Source organism: Streptomyces sp. NPDC013457, from assembly GCF_043089925.1.
Taxonomy (GTDB): Bacteria; Actinomycetota; Actinomycetes; order Streptomycetales; family Streptomycetaceae; genus Streptomyces.
The window spans coordinates 1-13,040 of sequence record NZ_JBICBL010000020.1 but is presented as its reverse complement, the minus strand read 5'-3'; the positions used below and the strand labels follow the sequence as shown (position 1 = coordinate 13,040).

The following is a 13,040-nucleotide window of genomic DNA, read 5'->3' as shown; positions in this document are numbered from 1 at the left end:
CGGCCCCCGGGGATCGATCCGCGGGGGCCGTTCGTCTTCGGGCCGGTCAGCGGTACTCGACCGTCAGGGTCACCGGCGTGTCCCTGTTCACGAAGAGGTACGCGTTCGAGGTCGGGGCCGACTCGAACCGCAGCCGGACCTGCGTCGTACCGCTGCGGCCGAGCGCCGCGAGGGCCTGGGCCGACAGGTCCGTGGAGGTCGCGGAGCCCGAGGAGAACGCCGCGACCTGCGCCCCGCCCGGAACGGTCGCGGGCGCCGACCAGTCCGACGGCTCCACGGCGCAGCCGCCGAAGCAGCCTGTCGTCACGTCCGCGAGCAGCCGGTTGCCGACCGGGGAGGTCCAGGGGTCGCCCGCACCGCTGCTGCGCACCACCGACAGGTACGCGCGTGTGATCTCCTTGCCCGCCGGGATCCTCGACGTGTCGAAGGAGAGCAGCGTCCGGTTCACCTTGGCGTCCGTGCCACGGCCGAGCGCGAGCCCGTAGGTGTCCTCCAGCGTGCCCACCGCCGCCCCCGTGCCGTCGGCCGAGGCCTTCACGTAACCGTCCTGAGCATCGAGGCTCGGCAGCGTCACCCGGTCGGCCACGGGCGGGGGAGTGGAGCCGCGCAGCGCCCGGACCATGGCCATGATCGTCTCGATCTGGTCGCCCCCGTGCCGGGCGTAGTCGGAGTCGCCGAGATAACCCCACCAGTTCCAGCAGCCGTTGGGGTTCTCGAGCGTGGTCGTCGCCCTGGCCTGCGGATAGAGCACGATCATGTCGTTGGTGTCGGCGTACTCGTTGAGATACGCCTTGTCCACGAACTGGGTTCCGAAGCCCTGGTATCCGTAACCCTGCTTGCAGCCGTGCAGCGCCACCATCAAGGAGCAGGACGCACCCTCGGAACAGGACTTCGGCACGTACACGAAGCCGTTGTCGTCGAGCGACAGCGCCGTGGCGGATCCGCCCGGGGCGTAGGCGTTCTGGTCGAACCGGATCAGCGTGCCGCCGGGGGTCGTGCCGGGCGGCGCCACGGAGCCACGCAGGTGGCCGAGGAGATCACGCTCGGCGTCGAAGCCGCAGTTGTTGATGAACGGACTCTGCGTGACCGTGCAGGAGTTGGGGCCGAGCGGACTGATCCAGGCGTGACCGGCCGCCGTGCTCCGGTTGTACTGGACGCGCGCGCCGAACCGCCCGTAGTAGTCGGCGAGCGCGTCCGCCACCGGCCGCTTCACGGTCGAGTCGCCCGATCCGCTGAACACGTACACCGGATCGCCCGCGAGGTTCGCGACCGGGTCGACGAGTCCCTGCGCCGACCAGTTCCGGGTGGTCTGCTCCAGCTGTGCGAGCTGGAGGTCCTGGACGGTGTTCATACAGGCGTTGAGGGCGGTGGCGAGCGTGTTCTGGGCACAGTCGTAGGGACCCGAGGCGAACACCGCCGAGCCGCTGAACGTGCCCGAGTACGCCACATGGAGCTGTGTGGCCATGTAGCCGCCCGACGAGATGCCCGAGCTGTAGACGGCGTCGATGTCGTACGGCAGCAGCTCACCGGGGACGGGTGTGGGGGCCGCGGCCAGGGCGGGTGTCACGGACGGGAACAGGGTCGCGACGGCGCACAGCAGCAGGGCTGCCAGCCGGCGTGGCCCGCGCGGGCGGGGGGTACGGGGTGGGCGCATGGGATCTCCCGGGCGGCTCGGTCATGCCATCGGCATGTCGGGGTGGTGGCCGGGAGATTAGGGGCGGGCGACGGGGGCCTTCTATGGGCCCGGGCGCCACAACCGGCAGGCAGGAGTATGGCGTTCCGTCATCTGGCAGCCGCCACCACACGCGCGTGGTCGACCTGCGACGATGCCATCATGAGCGACTCCCTGAACGACGAAGGCACCGCGAACGACTCCCGCTCCGGCCCCGAACGGGACGCCCTGCTGACCGCCGCGGTCGGACTGCGTGAGCAGGGCCGTCAGGAGGAGGCGCGGGACCGCCTGGTGGCGCTCGCCGCGCGCCACCCCGACGACGCCGAGGTGGCCTACCAGACAGCCTGGGCGCACGACGTGCTCGGCCTGGAGGCCGAGGCCGTGCCCTACTACGAGCGTGCGCTGAAGGCGACGACCGGCGCGGGGCTCTCGGAGAATGACCGCAGGGGCGCGCTGCTCGGCCTGGGCAGCACCTTCCGCGTCCTCGGCCGGTACGAGGAGGCCGTCGCCACCCTGCGCGGAGGCGTCGAGCAGTTCCCGGACGACGGCGCCTTGCGCGCCTTCCTGGCGATGGCCCTGTACAACACCGGCGAGCACCACGAATCGACGCGTCTGCTGCTGCGCCTGGTCGCGGCCACGAGCGAGGACCCCGGCGTACGCCGGTACCGCCCGGCCATCGAGCACTACGCCGAGGACCTGGACGAGACCCTCTGAGCGCTGGGGCGCGGGGCTCGGGATGGGGATGGGGATGGGATCGGGATCAGTCCATGACGGCGGTCAGCAGGACCACCGCGTCCTCCAGAGCGGTGAGTCCGTGCCGCTCCTTGGGGATGATCTTCAGCTCCCCCGTGCCCAGCTCCTCCGACCACTCCGCCGCCGTAAGCTTCACCCGCCCCCGCAGCACCTGCAGACTCGCCGCGGGCGGCGCGGTGTGCTCGTCGAGTGAAGCGCCCGCCAGCAGGGCGATCACACTCTGCCGGAGCACGCCGTCGTGCATCACGACCTGGGCGCTCCGCTCGTGCGGCGCGGTGCGCGCGGCGGCCAGATGCTCGTCGGCGAGGGCTGCGAGGTCACTCATCGTCTCTCCCTGGTTCCAGTTCCAGCCTCTCGCCTGTCACGCGTGGCGCAACTCGGGACTTCCGCAACACGCCCTAGGGGGGTGTCTCGCCGATCATGCCGGGCTCGCGGGGTCTGGCCTGATCGACGAGACATCCCCTAGGGGGTCAGTGCGCCGGTCAGATGGTCGTACGCCATGTGCGCGTGCAGCCGGACGCCGGTGACGAGGGTGTCGTCGTCGGCGTAGAAGTGCGGATTGTGGTTGGTGACCAGGCCGCGTCCGCCCGGCAGCGGGACCGGGCGGCCGTCGGCGTCCAGTGAGGCGTCCTGGACGCCCAGCATCACGTACAGGCCGCCGAAGCGGTTCACGAACTCGGACACGTCGTCGTACCCGAGCGTCGCCCCGGTCTCGACCGTCCGCTCCTCGCCGACCACCCGGCGGATCGTCGGAAGCCCCGCCGCGACCCACTCCGCGTTGTTGTGCACGGGCGGGACCGGCTGCAGGTACTCGACCGCCGCCGTGGCTCCGTACGCGGCGGCCGAGTGCTCGGCGAGCGTGGCGAGTCGCCGCTGCACCTCAGCCATGTCCGACTCGACCGCGCAGCGGACCGTGCCCCACAGGGTGACGGTCTGACCGATGATGTTGAACCGGCCGACGTCCTCGATGTGGCCGATGGAGACCGTGACCGGGTCGAACGCCGAGACCTGCCGGTAGAGCTGACCGATGCCGGTGAGCACCGCGCCCACCGCGGGCATCGGGTCGACACCCTGCCAGGGTGTGGAGCCGTGGACCTGCTTGCCGGTGACCACGATCTTCACCAGGGTGGAGGCGCCGTACTGGTTGCCCACCCGGTACCCCACGTACCCCTTGGGGTACGGCGTGACGTGCATCCCGAACGTCATCGTCGGCACCGGGTCGTCGCACGCGCCCGCGTCGAGCATCGCCCGCGCACCGCCGCGCTCGGTGACCGGCGGGCCCTCCTCGGCGGGCTGGAAGACGAACAGCACGGTCCCGGGCAGCCGGTCGCGTACGCCGGCGAGCACGGTGGCGGCCCCCATGAGCATCGCGGTGTGGCAGTCGTGTCCGCAGGCGTGCGAGACGGGGAAAGGGCCTCCGGGGTAGTCGGTGTCGACGGCCCGTGAGTCGAAGTCCTCACCGCACAGGTCCTCGACGGGCAGCGCGTCGATGTCGGCGCGCAGCGCCACCACGCGCCCGGCCCGCCCGCCTCCGGCCGCCGATCTTCCGCCTGTGCCGCCGCCACCGTGCAGCACGCCGACGACCCCGTGCCCGGCGATGCCCGTACGGACCTCGTCCAGCTCCAGGGAGCGGAGATGACCGGCGATCAGCCGGGCGGTGCCGGCCTCGCGGTTGGAGAGCTCCGGGTGCCGATGCAGATGGTGCCGCCACGCGACGACCTGAGCGGCCGTCTTCTCGGCGCGCTGGTCCAGCTCCTGATGGATCGGATCGGTGCTCAAGGGCCACCCCTCGTCGTCGGACCGTCCCTTCAGGGTGCCACTGCGGTCCTGCCGCGCCCATGGAACGAACCGGCTCCGACCGAGGTGGCGTTGTCAGTGGCGTGATGCACGATGGGGAACGTCCGGTGATCATGCGGGGAAGGGACACACATGACGATCACGAACGAGCAGGTGGCGGGGTACGCCTTTCTCAAGGCGCTGTACGAGGACGGGTACTACCCGGACCACGTCGTCGACAAGGGGCGGGACATCCTGCTGAGGCTCTGCGCGCGGATCGAGGCGGAGCAGCCGGCCGACCTCACCGGGCTGTACGCGCTCACGGAGGTGGCCACCGAGGAGTTCAACGCGCTGGAGGCGGACTTCGACGAGGCGGGGAGCGAGATCGAGACCGTCGCGCGCGAGGAGATCGCCGAGAACTTCTGGTTCGTGGCCACGGCGTACGGTTTCGCGGACGCCGACGTGGAGGAGCTGGTGGCCGCGCGCGAGTGGTGACGGCGACGAACGCGGCGCCCGGGCGGCGCAGCCCGCCCCGGCCGGAAGGCGGCCGGCCGGGGCGGGGTGTCAGGTCGGGGCGGGTGTCAGGCCGGCCGAAGTCGGCCGGCCGGGACGGGTGCCAGGTCAGCCGACGAAGATCTCGGTCAGCGACCAGATCGCCAGCGCCGCCATGCACAGACCGCCGATCCGCTGGACCGTCTTCAGCGGCACACGCTTGGCGATGAAGCGGCCCGCGATCAGGGCGAGGGCCGAGACGCTCATCAGGGCCGCGGCGGAGCCGATCGCCGTGGACCAGGTGCCGTTGGTGGCGGCGAGGCTGGCCGTGGTGATCTGTGTCAGGTCGCCCCACTCGCTGATGAAGACGGCCATGAACGCGGTCGAGTAGACCGGCCAGAAGCCGGTCACCGCCTTGCCGCCCGCCTCGTCGTCCTCGTCGTCGCCCCCGCCGCGCAGCAGCATGAAGGCGCCGAAGGCGAACAGCAGGGCAGAGATCAGCTTCACGGTCCAGTCGGGCAGCAGCCCGATGAGGCTGCCGGCGCCCACGGCGATGGCGACATGCGCGATGAACGCGGTCGACGTGCCGAACCAGACGTACAGCGGACGCATGCGCGTGCCCATGGCGAGGGACGCGAACATCGTCTTGTCGGGCAGCTCGGCGAGGAAGATCAGCCCGAAGGCGGTGAGGATCGCCAAGGGGTCGAGGTGCATACCGGGGGCTCTCTGTTCGATCCGGGCCCGGGATCCGCACGGCACCACGCTGGGCGACGGGAAGAACCACTCGGCCCGGCATGACGGACCACGCCCACAGGATGGACATGGCGAATGCCTGGCCGAAGGTCTCGCCCGTCCGCGCTGTCGCACAGACCCGGCCACCGGGAACCCGAGGGCTCCAGTGTGTCGACGACCGGTTCGCAGGGCTACTCCCCTTCGCTGTCGAACAGTGTAGCGGAGCGCGCTCTCGATCTTGGGTCGGCAGCTCGGTAGACACTGTCTACTACCTCCTGGTAGACAGTGTCTATGAACGACGAGACCGAGGCCGGGCTACGCGGCCGACTGATCGAGGCCGGCGTCGACCTGGTGCACACGGAAGGCGCACAGGCGCTGTCCCTCCGCGAGATCGCCCGGCGCGCCGGCGTCTCCCACGGGGCGCCACGCCGGTACTTCCCGACCCACCTCGACCTGCTGTCGGCCATCGCCCGCGAGGGCTTCGCCGAGCTCGCGGGACGGATCACCACCACCGTGGGGGCGGAGGCGGAGACCCGCGACGGGGCGCGTGCCCAGCTCGACGCCCTCGCCCGCGTCCACCTCGACTTCGCGCTGACCCGGCGCGGCATGTACGAGCTGATGTTCCGGCACGACCTGCTGGAGAGCGGCCGCCTCGGGCTGCGCGAGACGAGCCTGCCGCTGTTCGACCTCCTCGGAGGGCTCGTCGACCGCGCCCGTCCCGACGCGGCCGTCCCGGGGCCGGCCGTCGTCGCGGCCGCGCTCTGGGCGAACCTCCACGGCATCGCCCAGCTCTGGGCCTGGGGCAGCCTCCAGCTCGCCGCGCGCACCGACGACGTCGAGCCGCTGCTCCGGGCCGTCCTCGACGCGCACCTCGGCCCCGCGGGGCGGGACCGGTGATACGCCAACGGTGGGTGACCCTCGCCTGCAGCGTCGTGGGCGCCGCCGTCGTCGCCCTCGACGGCACCCTGCTCACCATCGCCCAGCCCACGCTCCAGCGCGATCTGCACGCGGACTTCGCCGAGGTCCAGTGGACCAGCACCGGATACCTCGTCGCGGTCGCGAGCCTCCTCGTCTTCGCGGGCCGGCTGGGAGACGCGTACGGCCACCGGCGGCTCTTCGCCTTCGGCACGCTCGGCTTCGCCGCCACCTCCGCGGCGATCGCCCTGGCGCCGGGGATCGGCTGGGTGATCGCCCTGCGGGTCCTCCAGGGCGTGTTCGGCGCACTGCTGCAGCCTGCCACCCTGGGCATGCTCCGGGCGGCCTTCCCGCCCGACCGGCTCGCCATGCCCATCGCTCTGCGCATGAGCGCGATCGGCCTCGCGGCGGCCTTGGGCCCGCTCGTCGGCGGCGCCCTCGTCGCGGCCTACGGATGGCGCGCGGTCTTCGCCGTGACGGCGATCCCCGCGCTGGCGATCGGAGTCCTGGCAGCCGTCACCCGTCCGACGGACCCTTCGCCGGCCCCCGAGGGCGGCCCGGCGGGTCCGGGCGACCGGCACGGCGGTCCGGTGAAGACGGCAGCAGGCTCCCGGTCCGCGCTCGACCTGCCAGGTGCCGTCCTGCTCGCGGTGACGCTCGCCTGTCTGGTCCACGTGCTCGTCGCGGTGTCGGAAGCGGGCTGGACGACGCCGACGGGCCTCGCTCTCGGCGGAGCCGTCGCGGCGGGAGCGGCCTTCGCCCGGCACGAGAGGCGTACGGCCCGGCCTCTCCTGCCCGCCGCCCTCCTGAGGTCCCGGCCCGTCGTGGCGGGCCTCGCCACGCTGCTCGCCACCTCGGCCGTCCTGTTCGGGGCGCTGTTCGTCGCGACCTACTTCCTCCAGGACGTCCGCGGACTGGACCCCCTGTCGACCGGCCTGTGGGTGCTGCCCCTCGCGGTCCTCATGGTGCTCGGCGCGCCCGCCTCGGCCCTGCTGCAACGGCGGTTCGGTCCTCGCCGTACGACCGTCGGGGGCGCAGCCCTGCTCGCCGCCGGTGTGCTCCTGCTCTCCCGGCTCGACGAGTCCGCCACCGCGGCGACGACGGGTGTCTGCTTCGGGCTGCTGGGCGCCGGGTTCGGCACGGTCATGGCCACCGCCACCGCCGTCGTCGTGCACGAGGCTCCGGTGGCCGACGCCGGAGTCGCGGGCGGACTCCAGCAGACCGCCATGAACGTCGGCCCCGCGCTCGGCGTCGCCGCCGCGACCCTGCTGATGACGCTGGACCCGGCCTCGGGCTTCGTACCGGCGATGAGGACCGCGCTGCTCGTGCTGACCGGTCTCGCGGCGCTCGGCGCCGCCGCCGCTTTCGGGCTGCCCGGGCGGCGAGTCTCGACCTCGACCTCAGCCTCACCGTCCACCTCGGTCTCCACCTCAGGCTGAGCCTTCGCCGCGCCGGCGTGTCCGGTCCGGACACGCCAGCGCGGCGCGGGCACCCGGGCCGCACCACCACCGCTCCGTACGATCACGAAATGCCCTCTGGTACTCACCGTGGCGGCCCCAGGAAGCGGCCGCGCAAGCAGATCGTCATCGGCCGGGTCCTGCCGGTGCTGGTCATGGCCGTGACGGTGGTCGCCGACCTCCTGGCGGCGAACGAGGAACGCTACGACCGGCTGCTCGGCGCCGCCCCCGCGCTCGCCGCCGTGACGTGGAGCGTCCGGGGAACCGTCCTCATCGGCGTGGTCGCGATGGCCCTGAGCGCGCTGCTCGGGGTGACCAGCGAGGACCCCTTCTTCCCCGTCATCGCGGCCAATATGGTCGCGCTGGCGTTGGTGACCGTGGCCGCCGCGTATGTCAGCCGGGCCCGGCTCCGCTACGAGCGGGACCTGCGCGAGGTGACCGCCGTCGCCGAGGTCGTCCAGCGGGTCGTGCTCCGCCCCCTGCCGCCGCGGCTCGGACCCGTCGACCTCCACCTGCTGTACGTCGCCGCCGCGGCCAAGGCCCGGATCGGAGGCGACTTCTACGAGGCCGTACACGTGCCCGGGGGAGTACGGATCATGCTGGGAGACGTCCAGGGGAAGGGGCTGGGCGCCGTGGAGACCGCGTCCGTCCTGCTCGGCTCCTTCCGTGCCGCGGTCGACGGGGCGCCCGACCTTCCGGCCCTCGCCGACCGCCTGGAGGAGGGCCTCGGCCGTTACTCGGCATGGGACCCCGACTCCGACGCGGCCGAACGCTTCGCCACCGTCGTCCTCGTCGAGATCCCCGACGGCGAGGCCGTCGCGCGCCTCCTCAGCTGCGGGCACCCGGCCCCGCTCCTCCAGCACGGCGCCGACGTGCGGCCGGTCCCGTTCTCCGACCCGTCCCTGCCGGTCAACCTGTCCGGCCTGCTCGACTCCGGCCACCACGTGGAGGAGGTCCCCTTCGTGCCGGGGGACCGGTTGCTGCTCTACACCGACGGAGTGAGCGAGACCCGCGACCGGGAGGGCACCTTCTACCCTCTGGAGGAGCGGATGCGTCACTGGGTGGAGGAACCGGGCGCGCGTGTTCCCACCCTGCTCCACGACGAGCTGACGGCCTACGCGGACCACGGTGTCGACGACGACGTCGCCGCCGTGCTCGTCGTACGGCAGCCCTAGCCCCTCACCCTGTCGCGCCCTCAAGCCTCCGGGCCCTCGGGTACCGACTCGTACAGCACCGTGTGGAAGCGGCCGGGGACTCACGCGTCCAAAGCGTGGCCCGTCGTCGCGTCCACGTGGTCGGGGATCTGCTCGTGGCGGTCGCCCACCGAGAGGGTCCCGGTGGGCTCGAACATCAGGATCGACGCGCCGGCGGGGGCGTACGGGCGGTGCTCCACACCCTTGGGGACGGTGAAGACCGAGCCCCGGGGGAGGGCGACCGTCCGCTCCGCGCCGTCCTCGCGCAACGAGATGTGCAGCTCTCCCTCGACGACCAGGAAGAACTCGTCCGTGTCGTCGTGGGCGTGCCACACGTGCTCGCCCGCGACCTTGGCCACGCGCACGTCGTAGTCGTTCACCCGCGTCACGATGCGCGGGCTCCACAGCTCCTCGAAGGACGCGAAGGCGGTGGCAAGGGCGATCGGAGCGCTGTCATCAGCGGTTTTCCTGCTCATGGAGCCATCCTGGCCCGTGACGGTCACCGAGCGTGAGTGCTAGAAATAGCATATGTCGCAAGGATCCTCGCACGCCGGGACGCACCGTGTCGTCGTCATCGTCGACGCCAACTCCAACCCCTTCGAACTGGGCTGTGCGACCGAGGTCTTCGGCCTGCGCCGCCCCGAACTCGGCCGCGACCTGTACGACTTCCGGCTCTGCTCGCCCGAGCCGGAGACCCTCATGCGCGACGGCTTCTTCACGCTCAGCGGTGTCGCAGGGCTCGAGACCGCCGACACCGCGGACACGCTCATCGTTCCCAACCGACCCGACGTCGAGGTGCCCCGCAGACCCGCCGTACTCGACGCCGTCCGCCGCGCCCACACGCGCGGCGCCCGCCTGATCGGCTTCTGCAGTGGCGCGTTCACCCTCGCGGAGGCAGGGGTCCTCGACGGCCGGCGGGCCACCGCCCACTGGCAGTGGGCCGACCGCTTCCGCGCCCGCTTCCCCTCCGTACACCTCGAACCGGACGTCCTGTTCGTCGACGACGGCGACATCCTCACCGCCGCCGGCAGCGCCGCGGCCCTCGACCTCGGGCTCCATGTCGTCCGCCGCGACCACGGCGCCGAGGCCGCCAACGCGGTCAGCCGCCGGCTCGTCTTCGCCGCCCACCGGGACGGCGGCCAGCGGCAGTTCATCGAGCGGCCGGTCCCCGAGACCCCCGACGAGTCCCTTGCCCCGCTCCTGGCCTGGGCGCAGGAGCGTCTCGGCTCCCCACTCACCGTGACCGACCTGGCCGCCCGGGCGGCGGTCAGCCCGGCGACACTGCACCGCAGGTTCCGCGCGCAGCTCGGCACCACCCCGCTCGCCTGGCTCACGCGCGAGCGGGTGACACTCGCCTGTCGGCTGATCGAGCGCGGTGAGTCCCGGTTCGACGTCGTCGCCCGCGCCAGCGGGCTGGGCACCGCCGCCCATCTGCGCGCCCTGATGAACCGCGAGACGGGGCTCTCCCCGTCCGCGTACCGCCGGCGCTTCGGCCCGGCCACGTCCGTGTCCGCGCAGCCGGCTCCGGGGGCGGCGATCTCCTAGGAGTGGTACGGGGTGTTCTCCGCCGCCCACCGCGCAAGTGCTCGGGCGCACTCCGCGACCGACTCCCGCCAGGTCCTCGCCGCTCCGTCGCCGGCCTCGTCGCTGACATGCTTGACGATCCGGATCGGCACCCCGGCAAGGACCGCCGCGCTCGCGAGGGCGTAGCCCTCCATGTCGACCAGCGGAGCACGGGCCGCGAGCCGGGCGCGGGCGGCCTCGTCCGAGATGAAGGCGTCGCCGGTCGCAAGCGCCACGTCGCCGCCGTCCGGCAGGCTGAGCGGCGCCCCGTACGTCTCACCGGTCAGGGTCGCGAGCAGCTCCCCGTCGAGATCGTGCTGGATCACCGTGCCCACCACGTGCGTACCCGTCCACCCCGGCCGCAGCGCCCCGGCGGTCCCCAGGTTGACGACGCCCGACGGGCGCGGGCCGCGGCCCAGGACGGTGCCGAGCGAGGACGCCGCGTTCACCTTGCCCATGCCGGTGAGCAGGATCGGCAGATCCGTGTCGAGGAACTGAGCCTCTTCCTTGACGGCAAGGACGAGCAGGGGCCGGTCGGCGGTGATGTCTCCGATGAGTTCCATGGCGCCACGCTACCCGCCGGGACTTCCGGCCCGCGCCGAGGGAGGATGGAGGTGTTCGCCCGTGCCGAGGAGATCACCATGGCAACCGGAACAGTGAAGTGGTTCAACGCCGAGAAGGGCTTCGGCTTCATCGAGCAGGACGGCGGAGGCCCGGACGTCTTCGTCCACTACTCGGCCATCGCCACCACCGGCTATCGCGAACTCACCGAGGGGCAGAAGGTCGAGTTCACCGTCGTGCAGGGTCCCAAGGGGCCCCAGGCCGAGAACGTCAGTCCCGCCTGAATCCGGCAGAACCGCCTGGCCAGCTTCGAGCCGCCACCTCGCGGCGGCCCTCATCTCAGCAGGTCCGTGGGGACGTGCGGGGCGAGTTCCCGTACCGCCCGCTCCGGATCGGGATCGGAGACGGCCAGCCGGCCGAAGGGGGCGTCCCGGCGCAGCTCGACGCAGACCACCGGAGTGCCCGGTTTCACCGCCACGAAGTCCAGGCCGTCCGGCAGGACGCGGATCCCGACGCAGATCCGGTCGGGTATCCACAGCCCGCGGCCGCGGCCTCCGCGCAGCGCGCGCCACCAGTCGGGCTCGATCCGTACCTCCCGCAGGGCGCCGACCGGCACCCGCACGTCGCGGCGGCGCGCGGCCAGCTTCTCGCGCGAGGAGAGCCGGACGACGACATACCCGGCGTCGTCCACCGTGACCCGCGCCATCGCACCTCACCGACCGTTTTGGACCTCGACCGAATCAGGACATCTCCCTCCATGATCGGGCCGTGTGCGGGTAGGTGCCAGACAGGGACGACGGGCTGAGGAGAGGGACATGTCACGCGCAGTCGGTATCGACCTCGGAACGACGAACTCGGTGGTCTCCGTCCTCGAAGGAGGCGAGCCGACGGTCGTCACGAACACCGAGGGTGGCCGGACGACGCCGTCCGTGGTCGCCTTCGCGAAGACGGGCGAGGTGCTGGTCGGCGACGTCGCGAAGAGGCAGGCGGTGACCAACGTCGAGCGGACCGCGCGTTCGGTGAAACGGCATGTCGGCGACGCACGGTGGCGTTTCCCCGAGAGCGGCGGGATCGACGGCCGCAGGTACACGGCGCAGGAGATCTCGGCCCGTGTCCTGCAGAAGCTGAAGCGCGACGCGGAGGCGTATCTGGGCGAGGACGTCACGGACGCGGTCGTCACGGTGCCCGCGTACTTCAACGACGCCCAGCGCACGGCCACGAAGGAGGCGGGCGAGATCGCCGGGCTGAACGTGCTGCGGATCATCAACGAGCCGACGTCCGCGGCGCTCGCCTACGGCCTCGACAAGGAGGACGACCAGACGATCCTCGTCTTCGACCTCGGCGGCGGCACCTTCGACGTCTCCCTGCTGGAGATCGGCGAAGGGCTCGTGGAGGTGAAGGCGACCAACGGCGACACCCACCTCGGCGGTGACGACTGGGACCAGCGGATCGTGGACCACCTGGCCAAGGAGTTCGAGAACGGGTACGGGGTGGACCTGACCAAGGACAAGATGGCCGTCCAGCGTCTGCGCGAGGCCGCCGAGAAGGCGAAGATCGAACTGTCCGCGGCGACGGAGACGGCGATCAACCTGCCGTACGTGACGGCGTCCGCCGAGGGCCCGCTGCACCTGGAGCAGCGGCTGACGCGTGCTCAGTTCGAGCAGCTGACCGCCGACCTTCTGGAGCGCTGCAAGGCGCCGTTCCACCAGGCGGTACGCGATGCCGGGATCGACGTGCCCGACGTCGACCACGTGATCCTCGTGGGCGGCTCGACGCGCATGCCCGCGGTGTCCGAGCTGGTACGGGAGTTGACGGGCAAGAACCCGCACAGGGGTGTGAACCCGGACGAGGTCGTGGCCATCGGCGCCGCCCTGCAGGCCGGTGTGCTGAAGGGTGAGGTCAAGGACGTCCTGCTTCTGGACGTGA

15 protein-coding genes are annotated in these 13,040 nt (G+C 71.9%); 8 read left to right on the top strand and 7 right to left on the bottom strand.

The annotated features are described in order from the left end of the window. Positions 1 to 46: 46 nt before the first annotated feature. Positions 47 to 1,654: a poly(3-hydroxybutyrate) depolymerase gene (locus tag ACF1G2_RS34740; protein ID WP_391802153.1), complete on the bottom strand. Its 1,608-nt coding sequence runs from the start codon at positions 1,652 to 1,654 to the stop codon at positions 47 to 49. 180 nt (positions 1,655 to 1,834) lie between these two features. Here ACF1G2_RS34740 and ACF1G2_RS34735 point away from each other — a divergent pair, with 180 nt between their 5' ends. Further along, the gene (locus ACF1G2_RS34735) at positions 1,835 to 2,386 is read left to right on the top strand and encodes a tetratricopeptide repeat protein (protein ID WP_391802152.1); all 552 of its coding nucleotides are present in this window, start codon (positions 1,835 to 1,837) and stop codon (positions 2,384 to 2,386) included. Positions 2,387 to 2,432: 46 nt separating this feature from the next. Here ACF1G2_RS34735 and ACF1G2_RS34730 read toward each other — a convergent pair whose 3' ends face one another. After that, complete coding sequence (locus ACF1G2_RS34730) at positions 2,433 to 2,750, bottom strand: cupin (RefSeq protein ID WP_391802151.1); 318 nt, start codon at positions 2,748 to 2,750, stop codon at positions 2,433 to 2,435. Between the two features lie 137 nt (positions 2,751 to 2,887). Next, on the bottom strand, positions 2,888 to 4,204 hold the full coding sequence (locus ACF1G2_RS34725; RefSeq protein ID WP_391802150.1) for an amidohydrolase: 1,317 nt from the start codon (positions 4,202 to 4,204) through the stop codon (positions 2,888 to 2,890). 150 nt (positions 4,205 to 4,354) lie between these two features. Here ACF1G2_RS34725 and ACF1G2_RS34720 point away from each other — a divergent pair, with 150 nt between their 5' ends. Then, positions 4,355 to 4,696 carry a DUF5713 family protein gene (locus ACF1G2_RS34720; RefSeq protein ID WP_391802149.1) on the top strand — a complete coding sequence of 114 codons (342 nt, stop codon included), beginning with the start codon at positions 4,355 to 4,357 and terminating at the stop codon, positions 4,694 to 4,696. A 126-nt stretch (positions 4,697 to 4,822) separates the two neighbouring features. On the opposite strand, the gene ACF1G2_RS34715 is transcribed toward ACF1G2_RS34720, so the two are convergent. Next, positions 4,823 to 5,407 carry a TMEM165/GDT1 family protein gene (locus tag ACF1G2_RS34715; protein ID WP_391802148.1) on the bottom strand — a complete coding sequence of 195 codons (585 nt, stop codon included), beginning with the start codon at positions 5,405 to 5,407 and terminating at the stop codon, positions 4,823 to 4,825. Positions 5,408 to 5,716: 309 nt separating this feature from the next. Between ACF1G2_RS34715 and ACF1G2_RS34710 the strand changes: the two genes are divergently transcribed. From ACF1G2_RS34710 to ACF1G2_RS34700, 3 genes are all read left to right on the top strand, one after another. After that, positions 5,717 to 6,322: a TetR/AcrR family transcriptional regulator gene (locus ACF1G2_RS34710; protein ID WP_391802147.1), complete on the top strand. Its 606-nt coding sequence runs from the start codon at positions 5,717 to 5,719 to the stop codon at positions 6,320 to 6,322. 14 nt (positions 6,323 to 6,336) lie between these two features. After that, positions 6,337 to 7,779, top strand: a complete 1,443-nt coding sequence (locus ACF1G2_RS34705) for an MFS transporter (protein WP_391802146.1) — start codon at positions 6,337 to 6,339, stop codon at positions 7,777 to 7,779. An 89-nt stretch (positions 7,780 to 7,868) separates the two neighbouring features. After that, a complete protein-coding gene (locus ACF1G2_RS34700; RefSeq protein WP_391802145.1) occupies positions 7,869 to 8,972 on the top strand; it encodes a PP2C family protein-serine/threonine phosphatase in 1,104 nt (367 codons plus the stop codon). Positions 8,973 to 9,052: 80 nt separating this feature from the next. On the opposite strand, the gene ACF1G2_RS34695 is transcribed toward ACF1G2_RS34700, so the two are convergent. Further along, positions 9,053 to 9,466: a cupin domain-containing protein gene (locus tag ACF1G2_RS34695; RefSeq protein ID WP_391802144.1), complete on the bottom strand. Its 414-nt coding sequence runs from the start codon at positions 9,464 to 9,466 to the stop codon at positions 9,053 to 9,055. Between the two features lie 52 nt (positions 9,467 to 9,518). On the opposite strand from ACF1G2_RS34695, the gene ACF1G2_RS34690 reads away from it, so the two are divergent. Continuing rightward, complete coding sequence (locus tag ACF1G2_RS34690) at positions 9,519 to 10,535, top strand: GlxA family transcriptional regulator (RefSeq protein WP_391802143.1); 1,017 nt, start codon at positions 9,519 to 9,521, stop codon at positions 10,533 to 10,535. Here the strand turns inward: ACF1G2_RS34690 and ACF1G2_RS34685 are convergent. Beyond that, a complete protein-coding gene (locus ACF1G2_RS34685; RefSeq protein WP_391802142.1) occupies positions 10,532 to 11,116 on the bottom strand; it encodes a nucleosidase in 585 nt (194 codons plus the stop codon). The genes ACF1G2_RS34690 and ACF1G2_RS34685 overlap by 4 nt on opposite strands. Before the next feature lie 78 nt (positions 11,117 to 11,194). Here ACF1G2_RS34685 and ACF1G2_RS34680 point away from each other — a divergent pair, with 78 nt between their 5' ends. Beyond that, a complete protein-coding gene (locus tag ACF1G2_RS34680; RefSeq protein ID WP_352192870.1) occupies positions 11,195 to 11,398 on the top strand; it encodes a cold-shock protein in 204 nt (67 codons plus the stop codon). A gap of 50 nt (positions 11,399 to 11,448) precedes the next feature. On the opposite strand, the gene ACF1G2_RS34675 is transcribed toward ACF1G2_RS34680, so the two are convergent. Further along, entirely contained in the window at positions 11,449 to 11,820 is a 372-nt protein-coding gene (locus tag ACF1G2_RS34675) for a hypothetical protein (protein WP_391802141.1), read from the bottom strand. 109 nt (positions 11,821 to 11,929) lie between these two features. Here ACF1G2_RS34675 and ACF1G2_RS34670 point away from each other — a divergent pair. Next, on the top strand, positions 11,930 to 13,040 hold a 1,111-nt coding region (locus ACF1G2_RS34670; protein ID WP_391802140.1), incomplete at its 3' end, for an Hsp70 family protein.